This is a genomic window from Desulfovibrio sp. ZJ369 (assembly GCF_011039085.1).
Taxonomy (GTDB): Bacteria; Desulfobacterota; Desulfovibrionia; order Desulfovibrionales; family Desulfovibrionaceae; genus Desulfovibrio.
Genome location: NZ_JAAKEI010000004.1, coordinates 37,434 through 58,095 on the forward strand (window position 1 = coordinate 37,434; position 20,662 = coordinate 58,095).

18 protein-coding genes and 1 tRNA gene are annotated in these 20,662 nt (G+C 61.8%); 15 read left to right on the forward strand and 4 right to left on the reverse strand.

Annotation, left to right across the window (positions count from 1 at the left end):
• The first annotated feature begins 59 nt into the window (after positions 1–59).
• A complete protein-coding gene (locus tag G7Y51_RS02130) occupies positions 60–1,958 on the forward strand; it encodes a hypothetical protein (RefSeq protein WP_165174770.1) in 1,899 nt (632 codons plus the stop codon).
• A 136-nt stretch (positions 1,959–2,094) separates the two neighbouring features.
• On the opposite strand, the gene rpsI is transcribed toward G7Y51_RS02130, so the two are convergent.
• Both rpsI and rplM read right to left on the reverse strand, forming a co-directional pair.
• Positions 2,095–2,487: a 30S ribosomal protein S9 gene (gene rpsI / locus G7Y51_RS02135; protein ID WP_165072915.1), complete on the reverse strand. Its 393-nt coding sequence runs from the start codon at positions 2,485–2,487 to the stop codon at positions 2,095–2,097.
• 13 nt (positions 2,488–2,500) lie between these two features.
• The gene (gene rplM, locus G7Y51_RS02140) at positions 2,501–2,935 is read right to left on the reverse strand and encodes a 50S ribosomal protein L13 (RefSeq protein WP_165174771.1); all 435 of its coding nucleotides are present in this window, start codon (positions 2,933–2,935) and stop codon (positions 2,501–2,503) included.
• A 276-nt stretch (positions 2,936–3,211) separates the two neighbouring features.
• Between rplM and G7Y51_RS02145 the strand changes: the two genes are divergently transcribed.
• Both G7Y51_RS02145 and G7Y51_RS02150 read left to right on the forward strand, forming a co-directional pair.
• Positions 3,212–4,450 carry an HD domain-containing protein gene (locus G7Y51_RS02145; RefSeq protein ID WP_165174772.1) on the forward strand — a complete coding sequence of 413 codons (1,239 nt, stop codon included), beginning with the start codon at positions 3,212–3,214 and terminating at the stop codon, positions 4,448–4,450.
• Between the two features lie 58 nt (positions 4,451–4,508).
• Positions 4,509–5,243, forward strand: coding sequence for a translation initiation factor 2 (locus G7Y51_RS02150; protein ID WP_165174773.1), 735 nt, complete (start codon positions 4,509–4,511; stop codon positions 5,241–5,243).
• A gap of 66 nt (positions 5,244–5,309) precedes the next feature.
• Here the strand turns inward: G7Y51_RS02150 and polA are convergent, their stop codons facing one another.
• The gene (polA, locus tag G7Y51_RS02155) at positions 5,310–8,054 is read right to left on the reverse strand and encodes a DNA polymerase I (protein WP_165174774.1); all 2,745 of its coding nucleotides are present in this window, start codon (positions 8,052–8,054) and stop codon (positions 5,310–5,312) included.
• A gap of 112 nt (positions 8,055–8,166) precedes the next feature.
• Between polA and G7Y51_RS02160 the strand changes: the two genes are divergently transcribed.
• The 4 genes from G7Y51_RS02160 (at position 8,167) to G7Y51_RS02175 (ending at position 11,705) form a co-directional block, all read left to right on the forward strand.
• On the forward strand, positions 8,167–9,249 hold the full coding sequence (locus G7Y51_RS02160) for an ABC transporter permease (protein ID WP_346773691.1): 1,083 nt from the start codon (positions 8,167–8,169) through the stop codon (positions 9,247–9,249).
• 130 nt (positions 9,250–9,379) lie between these two features.
• A complete protein-coding gene (locus tag G7Y51_RS02165; RefSeq protein ID WP_241160101.1) occupies positions 9,380–10,144 on the forward strand; it encodes an ATP-binding cassette domain-containing protein in 765 nt (254 codons plus the stop codon).
• Positions 10,141–11,109 carry an MlaD family protein gene (locus G7Y51_RS02170; RefSeq protein WP_165174777.1) on the forward strand — a complete coding sequence of 323 codons (969 nt, stop codon included), beginning with the start codon at positions 10,141–10,143 and terminating at the stop codon, positions 11,107–11,109. The genes G7Y51_RS02165 and G7Y51_RS02170 overlap by 4 nt, the downstream gene beginning before the upstream one ends.
• Entirely contained in the window at positions 11,109–11,705 is a 597-nt protein-coding gene (locus G7Y51_RS02175; RefSeq protein ID WP_165174778.1) for a PqiC family protein, read from the forward strand. Before G7Y51_RS02170 ends, G7Y51_RS02175 begins: the two co-directional genes overlap by 1 nt.
• 87 nt (positions 11,706–11,792) lie before the next feature.
• Here the strand turns inward: G7Y51_RS02175 and G7Y51_RS02180 are convergent, their stop codons facing one another.
• The gene (locus tag G7Y51_RS02180) at positions 11,793–12,395 is read right to left on the reverse strand and encodes a nucleotide exchange factor GrpE (RefSeq protein ID WP_165174779.1); all 603 of its coding nucleotides are present in this window, start codon (positions 12,393–12,395) and stop codon (positions 11,793–11,795) included.
• Positions 12,396–12,763: 368 nt separating this feature from the next.
• Between G7Y51_RS02180 and hisD the strand changes: the two genes are divergently transcribed.
• The 8 genes from hisD (at position 12,764) to gdhA (ending at position 20,571) form a co-directional block, all read left to right on the forward strand.
• Positions 12,764–14,068, forward strand: a complete 1,305-nt coding sequence (hisD, locus tag G7Y51_RS02185) for a histidinol dehydrogenase (RefSeq protein ID WP_165174780.1) — start codon at positions 12,764–12,766, stop codon at positions 14,066–14,068.
• 31 nt (positions 14,069–14,099) lie between these two features.
• Entirely contained in the window at positions 14,100–14,987 is an 888-nt protein-coding gene (locus tag G7Y51_RS02190) for a phosphoribosylaminoimidazolesuccinocarboxamide synthase (protein ID WP_165174781.1), read from the forward strand.
• A gap of 72 nt (positions 14,988–15,059) precedes the next feature.
• The gene (locus G7Y51_RS02195; protein WP_165174782.1) at positions 15,060–15,824 is read left to right on the forward strand and encodes an enoyl-ACP reductase; all 765 of its coding nucleotides are present in this window, start codon (positions 15,060–15,062) and stop codon (positions 15,822–15,824) included.
• 222 nt (positions 15,825–16,046) lie between these two features.
• The gene (locus tag G7Y51_RS13865) at positions 16,047–16,181 is read left to right on the forward strand and encodes a hypothetical protein (protein ID WP_277424314.1); all 135 of its coding nucleotides are present in this window, start codon (positions 16,047–16,049) and stop codon (positions 16,179–16,181) included.
• 296 nt (positions 16,182–16,477) lie between these two features.
• Positions 16,478–16,569, forward strand: a tRNA-Ser gene (locus tag G7Y51_RS02200).
• A gap of 160 nt (positions 16,570–16,729) precedes the next feature.
• Entirely contained in the window at positions 16,730–16,897 is a 168-nt protein-coding gene (locus tag G7Y51_RS02205; protein ID WP_165174783.1) for an Arm DNA-binding domain-containing protein, read from the forward strand.
• Positions 16,898–17,389: 492 nt separating this feature from the next.
• Positions 17,390–18,763, forward strand: coding sequence for an NAD(P)/FAD-dependent oxidoreductase (locus tag G7Y51_RS02210; RefSeq protein ID WP_165174784.1), 1,374 nt, complete (start codon positions 17,390–17,392; stop codon positions 18,761–18,763).
• Between the two features lie 455 nt (positions 18,764–19,218).
• Positions 19,219–20,571, forward strand: coding sequence for an NADP-specific glutamate dehydrogenase (gene gdhA / locus G7Y51_RS02220; protein WP_165174786.1), 1,353 nt, complete (start codon positions 19,219–19,221; stop codon positions 20,569–20,571).
• Positions 20,572–20,662: the final 91 nt, after the last annotated feature.

Sequence of the window (20,662 nt, forward strand, 5' to 3'; positions counted from 1 at the left end):
CACCGCAGCACGGCTCAAACAGGCCTCTGCGACAACGATTTTAGCGAGGAGGCCGTAGCATGACCCACGACACGTTCGCAGGGCATTTCGCCCCACAGCAGTCCGACGCGCAGCAACAGGCATCGTCCACGCTCGACGCGCAGGCCCGGGATACGACGCAAATACCCGAAGCGCAGAAGTCCGGCGCAGCTCCCGGAGGATCGCCCGACAGCCCGGCCGCGCGTTTCTTTCGGGGCGCAGCCCGCATGGGGCCGCTCCTCTTGCTGATCTTGCTGGCAGCCCAGGTCTGGCCGGCATTTTTGGGCAACAATTTCTATTGCCCGCACGAAGCCCGGAGCATTCTGATCTTCAGCCAGACCGCCCAGAGCGGGCAATGGCTGGCCCCGGCGGCCGGAGATCTGGCGCAATGGCCGGTTTTTTCCTGCTTTCTGGCCGGGATCGCCAAGACTTTTGACCTCTTTGCCGTGCCGCAGACGGACCTGCTCTTTTCTCTCGCGGCGGCTCTGAGCGCATTGCTGGCCCTGCTGGGCGTCTGGACTCTGAGCCGTGTCGCCGGTTTCGACGCGCCCGCGGCCCTGGCCGCGGGCCTGCTGCTGCTCTGCGCGCCGCTGTTCGCGCCGCTGCCGCAGTATACCGGCCCAGAGCCTCTGGCGGCCGCGCTCCTGCTTTTTTCTCTGACCTGCTTCTGCTTCGGCTGGCAAAAAGAGCGCGCCTGGCTCAGCCTGCCCGCGGGCTTTGTGCTGGCGGGCCTGGCAGGCCTGGCAGGCGGCCTTTTCCATCTGCTGTTGCCCTTGCTGGCGAGTTTCGCCTTTCTGATCTGGCGCGGCAATCTGCGCCGGGCTCAAGGCCCGGATGCGCTGGCGGGCTTTGTGCTTATGCTGCTGATGCTGGCAGGCTGGCTCGGCAGCGTGATCCTTCTGGTCCAGGCCGAAGGCTATCTCCGGCATTTGAGCGCACACTTCTTTTTCAACCCCTGGGCCAGCGACGCGCGCTGGTGGCTGCCCCTGGCCGCAGCCGCGGCCGGGCTGATTCCCTGGCTCGCCATTGTGCTGTGCGTGTCCTGGAAACGCGCCCTGCCTGAAGCCTGGAGCTACTGCAAAAACAGACGTTCGCACAACGGGGGCAGTGCTTTTCTCTGGATCGCCCTGGTTTCGGGCTGCCTGTTGAGCCTGATCACGCCGGATCTGCCCGGTTCGGTTGTGGCCTTGGTCTGTCTGGCCGCGCCGCTTCTGGGCAGGGCGCTGTTGCGGCTCTCCAGGCTGGGCAGCCGTATCTTTTATCTGTTCGCGGCTCTTTGCCTGCTGCACGCGGGCATGGCCCTGGCAGCCGCGGGCTTTGGCCCCAGCCTGGACTGGCTGGCGCGCTTTTTCTCCCATCCCCTCACGCCTGAGCAACGCGAGATGATCCTGGGGCTCACTGCCCTGCCGATTCTGGGGGCCATCTGCCTTGTCGCGGCCCTTGCCCTGACCCGCTTCACCCGGCGCGATCAGCCGGGCGGCGCGCTTATGGTCTGCGCGTTGTTTGCGGCCGTTCTGGCCCAGCCGGCGGCCCTGCTCCTCACGCCCGAACTGGCTGCCGCGCCTCAGTCCCATTTGCGCCGCGCCGGTGATATTGTGAAAGCCGGACCCGCGCGGGCTGACGAGGCCCTGACCATCCCGGCCGTGCCGCCTGCGCAGCAAGCCGCGCCCCAGCCCGCCCCGGCGCAACCCGCTGCGCCGACCGAACCGAACAATACTGAGGAGCTTACGGAACCGCGCCCAGATGACGCTAGAGAGCAAACGGCCCCGGCGCAACCTGCTGTGGTCCCCGGACAACAGAAAGAAGAGCCCCTGCTGAACCAGGCCAGGCCAAAGGTTTCAGAACCCGAAGCAAAGGGCGTGCCTGCGGAGCCTTCGCAGCCCTTGCCGACAGAGCCGTCCCCAAGAGCGCCGCACGATGAACGTGAGCCCTTGTACTAGAGCGGTTTGCTGTTGAAAGCGGCAACCGCTCTAGCGGGAGGTTTTCTTCATATAACAAGCAGGGGCGAGCCGCTGCCGCGACTCGCCCCGCGATGACAAACCCCTTGTTGCAAAGAGGTTCGCAAAAGGCAAGAGATTAACGCTTGGAGTACTGGTACCGGGCGCGAGCGGCGCGCAGGCCGTATTTTTTACGTTCCTTCTTGCGGGCGTCGCGGGTCAGAAAACCGGCTTTTTTGAGTACCGCGCGCAGGCCCGGATCCACCAGCAAAAGCGCGCGGGAAATCCCGTGGCGCACGGCCTCGGCCTGCCCGGCGACGCCGCCGCCGGACACATTGACGCGCACGTCCAGTTTTTCGGCCAGCTTCGCCAGCACCAGGGGCTGACGGATGATCATCTGGAGGGTCTTGCGGGGGAAATACTCCTCAAAGGAGCGCCCGTTGATCGTGATGCCTCCCGCCCCGGCGTAAACGCGGGTACGGGCCGTGGCGGTCTTGCGGCGGCCGGTGCCGTATTCAAATTTCTCGCTCATGGCTCATGGCTCCTTAGTGAGGCAGGCTCAGCGGCTGCGGGTTCTGGGCCGCGTGCGGATGCTCGGCCCCGGCATAAATCTTGAGCTTTTTCAACATGGCGCGGCCCAGACGATTCTTGGGCAGCATGCCGCGCACCGCGGACATGAGCACGCGCGAGGGCTTGTCGGCCAGCACGTCGCCCAGGGTGGTGGTTTTGAGGCCGCCCACCCAGCCGGAGTGCCGGTAATATTTTTTGTCGGTCATCTTGGTGCCGGTCACTTTGACCTTTTCGCAGTTGATCACCACGATAAAGTCCCCATTATCCATATGGGGAGCGAACTCGGGCTTGTGCTTGCCGCGCAGGCGATGGGCAATCTGGCTGGCCAGACGGCCGAGAACCTGATCCTGAGCGTCAACCACAAACCACTGGCGGTTGATGTCTTTGGGGGTAGGGCTGAACGTCTTCATGAAACTGAACTCCTCGCAGGCAAATATGCGGCAGCCGTCAGGCTGAAAAAAATTCGTCGGCGACGCGCGGTCTAACGGGGGTGACGGCGCATATCGCAGCAAAGGCGGTTTAAATACGCCAAAGGGCCGGGAGTGTCAAGCAAGAGACCGTAACGACAGAGAGACTTGAACTTTTCAGCCCGCTGACATATATGTTTGCCAGAGTTCTGTTAAGATCTGCGGCCTTCCTGTCCCTGCTTCTTCCCTCGTTTTTCTGCCCTTTCCCAAGGACGTTCCATGCCTGTCATCCGCAAGAGCCTGCTGCAACTGATTTTTTCCGGCGCCTATTTATTGCGCTGGAACGACAAACTGCGCCCCGTGGAACTGCTGGAAATCGACAAGCAGGCCCATAAAATGCTCCTGGCCTGCGTGCTCTGGCACGAGAATGCCCGGCATCTGCCCGCGGCGGAGCGTTTGGCCCTGGCGCGCGACATTATTGAGGGCGGCCTGTTCGACTATTTTTACCGGCTGATCATCACGGACATCAAGCCGCCGGTTTTTTACAAGATCAAGGAAAACCCGGATCATTACCGCCAACTTACCGAACATGTGCTTGCCAGGCTTGAGCCTGTGCTTTCCCCTCTGGGCCCGTTTTGGGATCGCATGCGCGCCTGGCACCGGAGCACGGATGAAAGCGGCCTGGTCCGGCGTATTCTGACCGCAGCCCACCTTTTCGCTTCCCAGTGGGAATTTCATCTTCTCAAGCCCTTGAACGGCTTTGACGATGAAATGGATGACATTGCCCGCTCCTTTGCGGAACGTCTCGACGCTTTCCGCTCGCTGGCGGGCATGGAGGCCATGCTCACGCCCAATACGGCGCTGGCCCGCCTGGCCAATCTCTGCGGGCAGTTGCGCTTCCAGATCCGCTGGACCCAGGCCCCGCGCATCCCGGCCACCTCGGTGCTCGGGCATATGTTCATTGTGGCGGCCTTCGCCTATTTTTTCAGCCTTTCGGTAGATGCCTGCACGGCCAGGGCCAATAACAATTTTTTCTGCGGCCTGTTCCACGATCTGCCCGAACTTTTGACCCGGGACATCATTTCGCCGGTCAAGCAATCCGTGGCCAGCCTGCCCGGGATTCTCAAGGAGTACGAGGAAGCCGAGCTGGAGCGGCGTATTTTCCGCCCTCTGCGCGAAGAGGGTTTTGCCGCGCTGGTGGAGCGTATTTCTTATTATCTGGGCCTGAGCGTGGGTTCGGAATTTCAGGAATGCCGCCGCGACGGCGAGAACATCGTCAAAGTGGCAGGATTTGAGGCCTTGCAGCAGAGTTGCAATGCAGACGCCCTGGATCCCAAGGACGGACAGATGATCAAGGTCTGCGATTGGCTGGCCGCCTTTCTCGAAGCGCACAGTTCCATCCGCAACGGGGTTTCCTCGCCGCATTTGCAGGAGGCCCAGGCCCGGCTCAAGGCCACGCTGTGCGAAAGCCCCCTGGAATGTCTGAAACTCGGCGCGTTGCTGGCCGATTTTGACTGAGACCGGCTTGCCCCGGACACGCCGGAGCCCGCATCAAAAAATGCTTTAAGGATGCCGCATGGCAAAGACGCTTGTTTGGATTCCGATCCTGCTTTTGGCCGGGCTTTGCTGCCTTGAGCCGCGTCAGGCAGGCGCGCTGGACATCTCCAAGTCCGTATCGCTGTATGCGCGGGACATGGAATTTTATTATCAAAACAAGAATCCGGACGTGCTGCCCGGCCTTCTGCGCTCTTTCGACGCCCAGGGCGCGCTGGCGCAGGGCGAGAAACGGCTCATGGCGGCTGCCTTTCTGGCCGAGGTGCTGCGGCGCGATCCCGCGGCCCGGCAACGCATCCTGCCGCCTTCAAAGACCTTGAGCCGCGACGGCAGGCGCACCCTGGCCTGGGTGGCGCATCTGGCCCAATTGGGCGACGAAGCCGCCCTGCTGGCAGCTCTCCTCGGCCCGGAGGACGCTGTCCTGCTGCGCCAGATCCGCAGCAGCCCCGCGCCGCTGCTGCGCTGGGACATATATGCCGAAAAAACCGTCCTGCAAATGTATTGGGCGGCTTTTCTGGCTTTTGGCGACACTGCCTACCTGGACGCGATCATCAACGCGGCCCTGCGCTATGCCCGGCTCAAGGCCGGAGGCCGCCAGAACGAAGCCGGTTTTCCGGTCTGCGCTTCTGCCGCCGCCTCTCTCTATGAGCTGGCGCCGCGTCACCGGGCGGTGCGCGCGCGCCTGGAGCAGGCTCTCAAAAATCTTTCCGGCCCGGAAGCCGAAACCCTGCGTCTTATTCTCCGGCAGCAGCAATAGAGCATTTTGCTTTTGAAATTATTCAATTTCAAAAGCAAAATGCTCTAATGAAATCAACTCAACGCTCTAATGGGCCGTGCCCCAGTCATGCCCGATGCCCCAGTCCACGGCCAAAGGCACGGAAAGCCGCTCGCCGCCCGGGGCCACCGCGCTCATCAGTTCGGCCACGCGCGCGCCCGCGGCTCTGGCCGTGTCTTCCGGGGCCTCCAGCAGCAATTCGTCGTGCACCTGCAAGAGCAAACGCGCGTTCATCTCGCGCAACTGGGGATCATGCGCCACGGCCAGCATGGCCAGTTTGATGATGTCCGCGGCAGAACCCTGAATAACCGTGTTTATGGCCTGACGGCGCGCCAGGGCAAAGGCCTGGCCGTTGGCTGAGAGGATCTCCGGCAAAAGACGGCGGCGGCCGCCCAGGGTGGTCACAAAACCCTGTCGTTTTGCCGCGGCTTCCACATCTTCGTAAAAAGCCTTCAGGCCCGTGAGCCGCGCAAAGTAGCGGCCAATGAAATCCTTGGCCTCGGCAGTGCTGATCTTGAGTTCCTGGGCCAGTTTTTGCGCGCCCATGCCGTAGATCAGGCCAAAATTGATGGTCTTGGCGTTGCGGCGCTGATCCGGGCTGACCTGTTCGGGCGGCAGATCAAAAATCAGGGCAGCCGTGCGGGCGTGAATATCCTCCCCCTGGCGGAAGGCGTCCAGCAGAGCCGCATCCTGGGATATATGCGCCAGCACGCGCAACTCCACCTGCGAATAATCCGCGGAAACCAGGCATTGGCCCGGCCCGGCAATGAAACAGGCCCGCATGCGTTTGCCCAGCGGGCCGCGCACCGGGATATTCTGCAGATTGGGATTGCTGGAGGAAAGCCGGCCCGTGGCCGTGGCCTTTTGATTAAAGGTGGTGTGGATGCGGCCCTGCGCGTCCACCAGACGCGGCAGGGGATCCAGATAGGTGGAACGCATTTTTTCCAGTTTGCGGTAGTGCAGAATACTGTCCACCACTGCGTGGCGTCCTGCCAGTTTTTCCAGGGTCTGCTGGCTGGTGGAAGCCTGGCCGCCTTTTGTCCTGCGCGGCGAGGGAAGGCGCAGAATGTTGAAAAGCACGTCTCCGAGCTGCTGCGCGGAGCGAATATTGAAAGTCGTGCCCGCGGCCGCGTAAACTTCGGCCGTGAGCCTGTCCAGCTCGCCCTGCACATCGGAAAGAAAGGCTTCAAAGGCAGCGGCGTCAATGGCCACGCCGCGCTCCTCCATATCGGCCAGCACCGGCGTCAGAGGAAGTTCCAGCGTATTGTAAAGCTCCAGAAGCCCGTCCTGCGCCATCCGGGCTTCCAGGGCACGGGCCATGACCAGAGCCTGACGGGCCGGGCCCTGGCCTTCGATCTTCAGCGCCCCGCCCCAGCGCGCGGCCAGTCGGGGCCAACCGTAATCGCTTTCCTCCGGATTAATCAGATAGGCGGCCAGACCGAGATCAAAACAGCGCGGCGGCGTCTTGCCCAACGGCAGATCCTTCCGGCAGTGGCCCGACCTGATGAGCCCCTTGAGATCGGCCGTCACCAGATGACGCGCGGGCTCCAGCCAGGCACAGAGGGCATCCGGGCTCCCGGCCCAGAGATATTCCTCACCGCCTTCCACGGCCAGATGCGGGGGCCGGGACATTCCCTGCGGCCAGATCAGGGCCGCTGCGCGGCCCGCGCAGTCCGGCAGGGCTTCGCGATCCCGCAGCTCAGGGGCCGCAGGCGCCTGCGGGCTTTCCAAAAGGCTCATCTGCTCCCCCGCGCGCGCGGACGGCCGCGACGCCGCGCCAGGCCGGGCTGGCGCAGGGCCCGCGACGGCCCGGCCCGACTGCGGCGCGGGTGCGGCCTGCGTTGCAGAATCGCCTGCGCCGCCGTCCCCTGCCGCAGAGCCCGCCAGGGGCGCGGTTTCGCTCTGACGGCGCACGAGGGCCGCCATTTCCCTGCGCACGGCATGGAGTTCAAACTCTTCAGCCAGAGCCGCGCACTCCGGCGCGTCAAGGGGCCCCACCGCCAGATCCTCCAGCGTCAGGCTCTCGCAGGCCTTGCGCCAAAGCGTGGTCAGCTTTCGCCACACGAACATGGCTTCCAGATGGTCGCGCAGCTTGTCCTGAATTTTGGGCGGCAGCAAAGCGAAATGTTCCCGGATATCTTCCAGGTTCGGGCAGATCTCGAATATCTGGCGCGCGGTCTTGGGACCGATGCCGGGCACCCCCGGTATATTGTCGCTGGCGTCGCCCACCAGAGCCTGCACGTCCGGCCACTGGGCAGGGCTGACGCCGCTTTCGGCCCTGAACTCGGCTTCGCCGAACAGCTTTTCCTCGCGCGCCGCAGGATCCCAGATGTAGACATTGGGGCCCAGGCATTGTTTCAGATCCTTGTCGCCGCTGACGATAATCACCGGATGATCGGGCGAGAAACGGGCCGCCAGGGAAGCGATGCAGTCATCGGCCTCGCAGCCCTCGGAAACCTCCAGCCTGAGGCCAAGAGCGCGGACCATGCGCTGAATGGGCTCTATCTGACGCGCGAGATCTTCGGGCATGGCCTCGCGATTGGCCTTGTAGAGCGGGAAGATCTCGTGCCGGAAGTTCCTGCCTTTGCCGTCCTTGACAAAGGCGAAATAGCGGGGCCGCTCCTCGCGCAGAATACGCAACAGCACGCGGGTCACCACCACCAGGGCATTGGTCGGGAAACCGTCGGTGCGCTGCATGTTTTTGTTGGCGAAAAAACCCCGGTAAATGAAGGCGGAACCATCCATCAAAAATATGGGGTCAGTGTCAAGGCGCAGGCGTTCTTTCAGTGACATGGCTGCAGAGGGGTTAAGGGTGCGCGGCAGGCTTGCACAGTGGACAGGCTGCGGGTATAGTATAGTGATGGAAACAAGTCCGCAAGTAACAGCTTCAGTCCAGGGATCGCTCTTGCAGATCAGCGTGGGCGGCCAATGGCGCATGGAGACCCCCTGGCCTGAGGAAGCCGACGACGCCCTGGCGGACATTGCGGATCAACGCGTGCGCGAAGTGCGCCTGGCAGCTGCGGATCTCGGCCCGTGGGACACCAGTCTGCTGGTTTTTCTTGTGCAGATCGTCACGGCGGCTCGTTCCCGCAAAGTGCCGGTACACGCGGACCTGCCCGACGGCCTGGCCCGTCTGTTGCAACTTGCTTTCGCCGTGCCCCCGCAGGAAGGCGCCGCGCGCAAGGACGCAACAACTTCATTTTTATCGAACCTGGGCGAAAGCGTGCTGAAACTGCCGCCCAAGTTGGCGGATTTTCTCAGCTTTCTCGGAGAGATCACGCTCGCTGTCTGGCATCTTTTCCTGGGGCGGGCCAAGATGCGCAGCCAGGACTTTGTGGCGGCCATGTATGAAAGCGGCGTGCAGGCCCTGCCGATCATTTCAGTCACCAGCCTGCTTTTCGGTTTGATCCTGGCTTTTGTGGGCGCGGTGCAGTTGACCCAGTTCGGCGCGCAAATCTATGTGGCGGGTCTGGTGGGCATCGGCATGCTGCGGGTCATGGGCGCGGTCATGGTGGGCGTAGTCATGTCCGGCCGGGTGGGCGCGGCATACGCCGCCCTGATCGGCACCATGCAGGTCAATGAGGAGGTGGATGCCCTTTCCACCCTGGGCATATCGCCCGTTGACTTTCTGGTGCTGCCGCGCGTGCTGGCGCTCACGCTGATGGTGCCGCTGCTCACTCTCTACGCCGATCTCATGGGCGTTCTGGGCGGCTATCTGGTGGGCACCCTGATGCTGGATCTGAACCCCCTGGAATACCTCAACGCCACTACCCGCATGGTGCCCTTCCACCATGTGATCATCGGTCTGGTTTACGGTACGGTCTTCGGGGTGATCATTGCCGTGGCCGGCTGCTACCAAGGCATGCGCTGCGGCCGCAGCGCGCAGGCCGTGGGTCTTGCCACCACCACGGCCGTCGTGCACGCCATTGTGGGGATCATTGTGGCCACTGCCGTCATTACCGTGATCTGCAACGTGCTGGGAGTGTGAGATGAGCGGCGTTGAAAAACATACCAGCACCCCTCTGCCGGAAGAAAAGCCCGCCGCCAGGCCTGACGATACGCGCGAAATCCGGATCAGCGTGCGGGATCTGACTGTGGGCTACGGCTCATTTGTGCTGATGCGCAACGTCAGCTTTGACGTGCGCGCCGGAGAGGTCTTTTTGATCATGGGCGGATCTGGTTCGGGCAAAAGCACGCTGTTGCGCGTGCTTATGGGGCTCAAGTCGCCCCAGGCCGGGCAGATCTTTTACGGCGAGACGGATTTCTGGGGCGGCGACGAGCAGACCCGCCGCCGGGTCATGCGTCATGCGGGGGTGCTGTTTCAGGGCGGGGCTCTGTGGAGTTCCATGACTCTGGCTGAAAACGTGGGGCTGCCCCTGCAGCAATACACGGATCTGGACGCCGGGGAAATTCGCGAGCAGGCCTCCCTCAAGCTGGCCCTGGCCGGGCTGGCGGGCTTTGAAGACTATTACCCCTCCGAGATCAGCGGCGGCATGCGCAAGCGGGCCGGTCTGGCCCGCGCTCTGGCTCTGGATCCCCAGATACTCTTTCTGGACGAGCCCTCGGCCGGGCTTGACCCGGTGAGCGGGCGGCTGCTGGATGATCTGATTCTGGAATTGCAGCAAACGCTGCAGACCACCTTTGTGATTGTCTCGCACGATCTGGCCAGCATTTTCGCCATTGCCGACAACAGCATATTTCTGGACGCCCAAAGCCGTTCGGTCACGGCTCGGGGAAATCCCGGCGAGCTTGCCCGCGATCCGCATACGGAAGAGCACGCCCGGCTTTTCCTCACCAGGGGCAGCCCCCGCGACGGAAAAGACGACGCGCGCAGCCATGCGCCGGACGGGCAAAACGATGCGCACAAGGACTTGGCATTATGAACCTGCAAGCACACAAAACCACGGTGGGCGCCTTTGTGCTGGGGGGGCTTGCCCTCCTTGCCCTGGGCATCATCGTGCTCGGCGGCGGCCGCCTGTTCAACAGCGACATTGAGTATGTGCTCTATTTCGACGGCTCGGTGAGCGGTCTTTCCATCGGCGCGCCCGTGGTCTTTCGCGGCGTGCCCCTGGGCAGCGTCACGCGGATCAGTCTGGTGGCCAATGCGCGTGATTCCAACGTGACCATCCCCGTGCTTATCCGCATAGATGAGAAAAGCATTGTGCGCGCCAACGGCGGCAATCCTTCCGAAGCTTTGCAACAGGAAATCATCCGGCGCATGGTCCAGCGCGGCCTGCGCGCGCAGCTCCAGCTGCAAAGCCTGATCACCGGGCAATACCGCGTGGTGCTCGATTTTCATCCGGGTACGCCGGCCAATTTCCGCTCTTCCACGCCGGATCGGGAAATCCCCACCATTCCTTCGCCCATTGACACCATCCAACGGACCCTGGCGCGGCTGCCCCTGGAGCAGATGGTGCATTCCCTGGGCACCATTCTGGAAAGCGTGTCCAAGGCCCTGGGCGACGGCAAGCTGGAACGCGGCCTGGCCGCCTTTGACGAAACCTTTGAGGCAGCCCGCGACATATTGCTGAACGCCGCCGAAATGCGAGACACGGCGGACAACGTGCTGAAACGGATCGATAGCGCGGCCGCTGCCGTACAGACCGAACTGCCCGGCACGCTTGCATCTTTCCGCACGGCCATGCAAAATATGGGGCTGGCGGCCGAGCAACTGCGCCTGGCCACGACTTCGGCCCAGAATGTTCTGAGACGCGACTCGCCAACCATGAACGACGTGCGGCGGCTGCTCAAGGAGAGCATCGCGACGGCGCGCTCCCTGCGCGAGCTGGCCACCATGCTGGAACGCAATCCCGAAGCCCTGCTGCGGGGCAAAAAAGGAACACGCTGATGTCACGCCCACTTCTTTACCTGGCTGTCGCGCTGCTGGCCCTGCTTGCGGCCTGCGGTCGCAGCACGCCCAGCAATTATTACCTTCTGGAGAGCGGGCAGCCCCCGCTTGAGGCCCAGTCCCTGCCGGGCAAAAGCCTGCGGGTGGCTCAGGTCAATGTGCCCGAGTATCTGGATCGCAACGGCATCGTCAGCCGGGTGCAGGGAGAAAGCAGAATCATTGTGGCCGAATTCCATCTCTGGGCCGAACCGCTGAGCCAGGGCGTGCGCCGCGTCACGCGGGAGACGCTCACCCCGCCCCTGCTCGCAGCGGGCGTCACTGTGCTGCCTGAAGGCGATGACACGCGCGGCGACTATACCCTGCTGCTGGACGTGCAGCGTCTGGACGCCAATTTCGACGCCAAGGCCGTGCTGGAGGCCCGCTGGACTCTCACGGGCGCGGGGGATGCGATTCTCGGCCGCGGCATTTACGCAGCCGAGGAAATGGTGCAGGGCAAGACCTATACGCAGCTGGTCGATGCGGAAAGTCGCCTGGTGCGCCGCATGGCCGAGCATCTGAGCGAGAAGTTGCCACCGCTGATCAAGAGCCGATTATGAGCGCGGCGCACGCTGCTCCAACGCGAAGCCGCGTGCTGATTGTGGACGGCCGTCTTGTGCCGGGCTCTGCGCAAACGCGCAAGCCGCTTACTGGTTGATCATCACCTTGGCCGGGCGCAACAGGCGATCTCCGAGCTTGTATCCGCGCTGCAACACGCGCGACACCACGCCGGGCGCAAGATCCGGCCGCGCTTCAAAGCCCACGGCTTCCTGCGTTTCCGGGGTGAACGGCTCACCCTCCTCGCCCAGGCGTGTCAAGCCGTGCCTGGTCACGGCCTCCAGCAAAAGCTTGTGCGTCATGGCCACGCCCTGAAGCATGTCGCGGCACGCCTCATTCTTGCTGCCGTATTGCAGGGCCAGATCCAGGTTGTCCAGGGTGGGCAGCAGATCACGCAGCACTTTTTCAGCGGCATACCGCAGTTGCTCTTCATGCTCGCGGCTGAGGCGCTTTTTGAAATTATCCATTTCGGCGGCCGCGCGCAGGCGCACTTCTTCCAATTCAGCCCGGCAGCGCTCCGCAGGATCCTCTTTGGGATTTTCCGCCAAATTTTCCGCCGGCCGCGCATCGTCGCGCAAGGCTTCGTTTTCAGGGGCTTGCTCGCCCTCTGGGGTCTGCGCTTCGGCCCCGTCCTCAAACTCCTCGCCGGCCTGAGCCGCCCGCTTATATGAATGCATCTTGTGACGCTGCATGCTTCCTCCTGAAAATATGCCGCCCCGGAGCCGCGCAAACCGGGGCGGCGCTGCCTGTCCCGGCCGCAAAACCGCAGACAAGAGCGTACAGCCTTTCGCCTTGCCAACGGCCGCGCCTGAAATCCGCTCATAGTGCAAGCCGGGCGGCCGTTTGCTCCGGTAAGGCCTTTTTGCGCTCTGCCAAGGCTCTATAAGGCAGCCTCTACATCTTTATGGAGTAAGATCGCCGCGCCCGGCTGTCAAGACGGGGGAGCAAAAAGGCCAGGACAGACGCATCTTATGCGTCAGCCCTGCCCATGCCAGCGTCCAGCCTCGACATTCCTGCGCCGCTTCGGTATATTACCACGATTGACGTGAGGGAAATGCCTATGACATGCAGAATCCTGACCCTGCAAAGCGAGCAGGACTGGCCCAAAGCCTCCCAGTGGCTGCAAGGCCGCCGCGATCCCGGCGATGGGGTTGAAAGCGCCGTGCGCGAAATCCTCGCGGCGGTGCGCAGCAAGGGCGATGAAGCGCTCGTTGACTATACGCGGCGCTTTGACTGCCCGGAGTTTGCCCCGCCGCTGCGCGTGAGCGAACAGGACATTGCCCGCGCCGCGGCTTCGGTTTCCATTGAAAGCCGGGAGCACATCAGCGGAGCCGCGGCCAATATCCGTGCCTTCCATGAAGCCCAGCTTGAAAAATCCTGGTTTCTGACACGGGCGGACGGCAGCATCCTTGGGCAAAGGGTCTTGCCTGTGGACAGCGTAGGCCTCTATGTGCCGGGCGGCCAGGGCGGCAATACGCCCCTGGTTTCAAGTCTGTTGATGAATGCCATCCCGGCTCAGGTGGCCGGGGTGCCCAGGCTGGCCGTCTGCACCCCGCCGCGCAAGGACGGCAGCGTCAGCCCTCATATTCTGGCCGCCGCGCACCTGCTGGACATCGACGAGGTTTACCGCGTGGGCGGGGCCTGGGCTGTGGGAGCCCTGGCCTGCGGCACACAGAGCATCGGCCCTGTGGACGTCATCGCCGGACCGGGCAATATTTATGTGACCACAGCCAAACGGCTGGTACAGGGCACGGTGGGCATCGACATGATCGCCGGGCCCAGCGAAGTGCTGATTCTGGCCGACGCTTCGGCCAATCCCGCCTGGCTGGCCGCGGATATGCTTTCACAGGCCGAACACGACCCTTTGGCTTCGGCCATCTGCGTCACGGACGACGCCCGTCTGGCCGAAAGCCTGCAACGGGAATTGGAAAGCCAGTGCGTAGCCCTGCCCCGTGCCCAGACCGCGGCCCGTTCGCTCATGGATTGGGGCGCCATCGTGGTGACGCCCAATCTCGCCACAGCTGTGGGCGTGGCCAACCGGGTCGCGCCGGAACATCTGGAAATCTGCACCCGCGATCCCTGGAGCGTGCTGCCGCATATCCGCCACGCGGGCGCTGTTTTTCTCGGGCAGCACAGCCCCGAAGCCGCAGGGGATTATTACGCCGGGCCCAATCACGTCCTCCCCACCTTGGGCACGGCGCGTTTCTCCTCGGCGCTTTCCGTGCAGACCTTCTGCAAAAAGACCAGCATCGTGGCCGCCTCGCCGGAATTTCTGCGGCAAAACCTCCAGGCCATTGCCGGTCTGGCGCGCCTGGAGGGCCTTGAGGCCCATGCCCGCTCCGTGGAAGCGCGCGAAAACAAGTGACCCGGCCCAACGGGCATACTCAGGAGCCATCATGAAAGTTGTCGTCAAAACGGACATTACAGCCTATCCCCTGCTCTCGCGCGGCAAAGTCCGCGATATTTACGACGTGGATGAAAACACGCTCCTGATTGTCACGACAGACCGCATGTCGGCCTTTGACGTGATCATGAGCGAGCCCATTCCTTACAAAGGCGTGATCCTCAACAAGCTCACCCTCTTCTGGATGAACAGGTTCAAGGACATTATTCCCAATCATCTGCTGGAAAGCGATGTGGACCGTTTTCCCGCGGCGCTCGCCCCCTGGCGGGACGAGCTGGAGGGCCGCGCCGTGCTGGCCCGCAAGGCCAGGCCCCTGCCGGTGGAATGCATTGTGCGCGGGTATATCACAGGCTCCGGCTGGAAGGATTACCAGACCACGGGCACGCTCTGCGGCTACGATCTGCCTGCCGGCCTGCGGGAGTCGGACAAACTTGAGCCCGCCCTGTTTACCCCCTCCACCAAAGCCGAACTCGGCAAACACGACGAAAACATCAGCGTGGCCGACGCCGAAGCCCTGATCGGCGAGGCCACGGCCCGGCAGGTTGCCCGGACCGCCCTGGAGATTTACGAGGCCGCGCGCGCCTATGCCGCCGGGCGCGGCATCATCGTGGCCGACACCAAGTTTGAATTCGGCTTTATCGACGGCCGCCTGCACCTTATCGACGAAGTGCTCACGCCGGATTCCTCGCGCTTCTGGCACGCGGCCCGGTATACGCCCGGCCAAAGCCAACCCAGCTTTGACAAGCAATATCTGCGTGACTGGCTGAAAAAACAGCCCTGGAACATGCAACCGCCTCCGCCGCATCTGCCTGAAGAGGTAATCAAGGCCACTGCTGAACGCTATCAGGAAGCCTATGAAATTCTGACCAGCAGAATTTGACGCAAAAAACGCTTCCGCCTGCTTACCGTCAACCGCCAACCGGGAAACCGGCGCATTTTTCAAGGAGAAGCCATGCTGTTGCAAGGAAAAAAAGCCGTGATCATGGGTCTCGCCAACAATAGAAGCATCGCCTACGGCATTGCCTCATGTCTCAAGGCCCACGGGGCCCGTCTGGCCTTCAACTATGTGGGCGAAGCCATCAAAAAGCGGGTGGAGCCCCTGAGCGCGGAACTCGGCGGCGAATTCACCTTTCAATGCGACGTCTGCGACGACGCGCAGATTGCCGCCGCCGCGGATCTGGTCAAAGAAAAATGGGGCAACGTGGACGTGCTGGTGCATTCCGTGGCTTTTGCCAATCGCGAGGATCTCTGCGGCCGCTTTGTGGATACCTCGCGTGAGGGCTTCAGACTGGCCCTGGAAGTTTCCGCCTATTCGCTCACCGGCGTTTGCCGGGCCTTTGAGCCCTTGCTGCAGGATGGGGCCTCCGTGATCAGCATGACCTATCACGGCTCTACCAAAATAATTCCCGGCTACAACGTCATGGGCGTGGCCAAAGCCGCGCTGGAGGCTTCCGTGCGCTACCTGGCCTATGATCTGGGCCCCAAGGGGGTGCGCGTCAACGCCATCAGCGCCGGGCCCATCAAAACCCTGGCGGCTTCGGCCGTCTCCAGCCTCAAGGACATTTTCAACCATGTGGAAAATCACGCGCCATTGCGCCGCAACGTCAGCACCACGGATGTGGGCGGCGCGGCGGTCTTTCTGGCTTCGGAGCTGGCGCATGCGGTCACCGGCGAAGTGATCTATGTGGACAGCGGCTTCAGTCAGTTGGGGATTTAAAGGCCGGCGCTCGAAACATGCCGCTTGCAGTGGCCGCGAGGTCCAGCGGCGGCTGGAAAAGGCAAGCGGCGCTGCCCACGGCCGCGCCGCGCCGCCGCAGAGCCGGATCGAGAGATCGCCCGGCGGCCACTGCCTCCCGGCAGGATCGCGTTCCAGAGCCGGAGCCGGCGGGAGCAAGCGCGGTTGTAAACATTCAGCCCGGCTCTGTGCAGGATCAAACGCATGGACTATATGACGCTTAATGCGCTCGGCATTCTTCTGCTGGCCGGATTCGGACTCTGGGCGTTTTACCACGCGGCCACGAGCGCCAAAAAACGCCCGCCCGGCAAAAAAGATGACGACAAACCCGAATCCTGAGCCCCATATTTTTGAAAAGGCGCGCCTGTGATCTGGAGCATTCTGACCATTCTGATCGTCCTGGCCCTGGCCCGGCTGCTCAAAAAAGGCTGCGAAGGCACTCCGTTCAGCAATCATGCCCCGTGAGCGCCGCATATTGAGCACCTCCGGTGGAGGGAAAAAAGCGATACGCCCCCGGGCGGCAAGCCGCCGGATAATTTGTGGTAAACGGCATCGCGCGTATTTTTTGCTTGCAGAGGCCGAGGTTTTGGCATATACAAGTCCGACTTTCAGCGGCGCGTACGGCGTTCGCATCCGGAGAGGTGTCCGAGCTGGTCTAAGGAGCACGATTGGAAATCGTGTGTGCGTTAACAGCGCACCGGGAGTTCGAATCTCCCCCTCTCCGCCAGATTTCACTCCATCTTGGTTCGGTACAGTCCAAAAAGTCTTTTCTGGCAAGAGATTAGACGAGTTGGACTGTCCGGCCGAGAGGAGTAAACGCCATAGACATCCACCAGTTTAGGGGTATTTCAAGGGGTATACAAATCCCTTGCCAGGAGAATACCCCTATGTCCCTTACCGATACCGCCATTCGTGCGGTTAAGCCCCTTGAGAAGCCGCAAAAACTTTTTGACGGCAATGGCCTCTTTCCTTTGAGGCTGTGCACGGGAATGGCACGCCAACCAGATTTTTGTCTGGACAGCAAATTACGCCAAGGACGCGATGGAGCGCATTGACAAAAATATTTTCCCCTACCTTGGCAATCGCCCCATTGCAGAAATCCCCCCCCTGAATTGCTGGCAGTCCTTCGCAAAATTGAAATTCGCGGCGCTGTTGACCAGGCCCATCGGGTACGGGGCATCTGTTCCCTGATTTGCCAGTATGCCATTGCCTAGGTGAAGCCTGGACGCGAAATGACGGCGGCAAAGTGATTGAAAATGAATATGTTCAATCAAAAAATGCTCTAAGAAAGCTTACGTAAGCAAATTATATGCCGGATGTCCCTTAGTAACATGCCGCCCGCGAAAAGCTGAATTTTTTGCGCAGCAAGGCGCAAAACGGAAATTGGGCGAAGCTGTATTGAACCGCCGCGAGGGCAGTTTTCGCTTTGCAACGCCGCCGCGCGGAAAGCGGCTGCTTTGCGGCAAACAATGTAATGAGGGTTGACCCCGGCACGCGCAATGCGCCACGGCGGGCCTATAACATTTTGCATAAGCGGGAGGTGGCATATGGAGCGATTTGACGCGATCATCATCGGGGGCGGACCCGGCGGGGCCAAAGCGGCCCGGACTCTGGCCGTGGGGGGCAAAAGCGTGGCCCTGGTGGAAAATGCGCATTGGGGCGGAGTTTGCCTTAATTGCGGCTGCATACCCACGAAAATGCTTCTGGGCGCCACGGCTCCCAAAGCCCTGCTGCGGGGCCTGGAACGCCAACGCGTGGCCAAAGGCGTCGTTGGCGTGGAGTATGAGGCTTTGCAGAAAAGAATCCAACGCTATACGAGAGCCGCCAGCCAGACTCTGGCCAAAGGTCTGGAAGACGCGGGCGTGACCCTGTTCAACGGCCGCGGGGTTTGCGCCGACCCTCACAGCGTCCGGGTGCTGGGGCCTGACGGCAGCGAAACCGCGTTTTTGAGCGCGACCGCCATTATTCTTGCCTGCGGCTCCCGTTCAGCCTCTTTTCCCGGACTTGCTCCGGATCATGACGCCATTCTGGACAGCACCGACTTGCTGGCCATTCCGGCTGTGCCGGAAAGTCTGATTATTGTGGGGGCGGGAGCCATCGGGCTTGAAATGGCTGATTTTTTCAGCGCCATGGGCTGCACAGTCACACTGGTTGAAGCCGCGCCGCAACTGGCTCCCACTGAAGATGCGGACATTGCCCGGGAATTGCAAAAACTTCTCGGCAAAGCCGGGCGCGTGTGCCTGACCGGCGTCAAGGCTTCTTCGCTGTTGACCAGAGAGGGCAAGGCCGTTTTGCGGCTGGAAGACGGCCGGGAACTGACGGCGGATAAAGCCTTGGTTGCCGTCGGCCGCGCGCCGAATACAAGCGGGCTTGACGTTGATAAGGCAGGCTGCGCATTGGATAAACGCGGCTTTGTCACAGTGGATGAGCGCTTGCGGGCCTCGCCGACGGTGTACGCCATCGGCGACGTGAACGGCAAAACCCTTCTGGCGCATGCCGCCGAGCATCAGGGGGCGTATGTGGCCCGGCAAATCCTGGGCGCTGCTGAGGGAGCCTACGAGCCGGGCCCCGTGCCATCCTGCATTTACGGCGCGCTGGAGGTCATGCGCGTGGGCAAAACCGCCAAAGAAGCTCAGGCAGAAGGCGACGGTGTTGCGGTTTCACGCGCGTTGCTCACGGGCAATGCCATTGCCCAGGCCGGCGGCGATGCTTCCGGTTTTGTGAAAGTGGTCTGGCAAAAAAATCGCATGGTTGGCATCGCGGCTCTGGGGCACGGCGTTTCGCACCTTGTTACAGCTGCCCAGTTGCTTTTGCTCGGACACTACAGCGACGAAAAACTGCACCAATTCATGTTTGCCCATCCCACATTGGACGAAGCTCTGGCCGTGGCCATCCAGGCTCCGCGAGAGCCGGCAGCCTGAAAAACACGTCGCGCGGGCGCGCTGTTTGCAGCAGGTCGTGCTCCCGGCGCGGTATGTGGGTCACGAGAAGGTTGGAATAGAGCATTTTCACTTTAAAAATGCTCTGCTGACGCGAAAGCGGCAGCCGCCGCAACGCGGCGTACATTCAGGCGAAAACTGCGTTTTTCGCCTGAATGCCACCTTTGACTTTCATAAAAAGTCAAAGGTAATCTGCTCTAAGATCGCGCTATTTCCCGCAACTTCCCGACAAAACGGCACGGCCCAGGGGGCAGTATCGGACGCCCCTGCGGCCGTGCCGCTTTGAGGTTCTTGCCGCGGCAACGCTGACGGCCCATGTTCCGTCCATGGTCCGCGCGTTGCCCGAAACAGCTTGTCAGAAAGCGGGAACTTGGATAAAAAAATGCCGTTAATTCCCTGACACAGTGAATTGCTTACCCCCCTACAAGGAGCGAAAAATGTCGTACGTGCAGCGGGTCATGGACAGTCTGAAGGAAAAATATGCGTATGAGCCTGTCTTTCTGCAGGCTGTGCAGGAAGTGCTGCAAACATTGCAGCCGCTGCTGGACAAAACCCCCCGCTACGAAGAATACAAAATTCTTGAGCGCATCACAGAGCCTGAGCGGATTATTTCCTTTCGTGTGGAATGGGTGGACGACAAGGGGCAGGTTCAGGTCAATCGCGGCTACCGCGTCCAGTACAACTCCGCCATCGGTCCGTACAAGGGCGGCCTGCGCCTGCACCCCAGCGTAAATCAGGGCATCCTCAAGTTCCTCGGATTTGAGCAGATTTTCAAAAATGCGCTCACCGGCCTTGCCATTGGCGGCGGCAAAGGCGGTTCGGACTTTGATCCCAAGGGAAAATCCGAAATGGAAGTGATGCGCTTCTGCCAGGCGTTCATGAATGAGCTCTATCGGCACATCGGCCCCACGATGGACGTGCCTGCGGGCGACATCGGCGTGGGCGGCCGTGAAGTCGGCTATCTTTTCGGGCAATACAAACGCCTGACCCATCGTTACGAGGGCGTGCTTACCGGCAAAAACCTTCTCTTCGGCGGTTCTCTGGCCCGCACGGAAGCCACGGGCTACGGCGCTGTCTATTTCGCCCAGAGCATGCTTGAAGACCGCAAGGAAAGCCTGGAAGGCAAAACCTGCGTGGTGTCCGGCGCGGGCAATGTGGCCATCTATTGTTGCGAAAAGCTGCTGCAAGTGGGCGCAAAGCCCGTGACGGTGTCGGATTCACGCGGCATGATCCATGATCCCCACGGGATCAGGCTGGATGTGCTTAAACAGGTCAAGGAAGTGGAGCGCGCCTCTCTGACCCGCTATGCCGAGCTCGTGCCTTCGGCCAAGTACACGCCGGCGAGCGACTATCCCCAAGGTCGCAATGACGTATGGTCCGTGCCCTGCTTTGCGGCCTTCCCCTGCGCCACCCAGAACGAGCTCAATCTGGCGGATGCTGAAACGCTGCTTGCCAACGGCTGCCAATGCGTGACCGAGGGGGCCAATATGCCTTCAACCCTTGACGCTGTGCATGCCTTCCTCAAGGCGGGCATCGCCTATGCCCCGGCCAAGGCGTCCAATGCCGGGGGCGTGGCCACAAGCCAGCTTGAAATGGCCCAGAACGCCAGCATGCAGAGCTGGGATTTTGAAACAGTGGACGCCCGGCTCAAGCAAATCATGCACAATATCTACAAAAATGCCGCGGCCACGGCCAAGGAATACAACGAGCCCGGCAACCTTGTGATGGGCGCCAATATTGCGGGCTTCCGCAAAGTGGCCGAGGCCATGCTCGCCCAGGGCATCGGCTAGGCTTTTTTGAGCAGAACGCGGCTCTGCCCCGTATCCGCGCCGCGCTGTCCGTGTACCGACAAGGGCCGCGGGTCTTGAACCGCCCAGAACC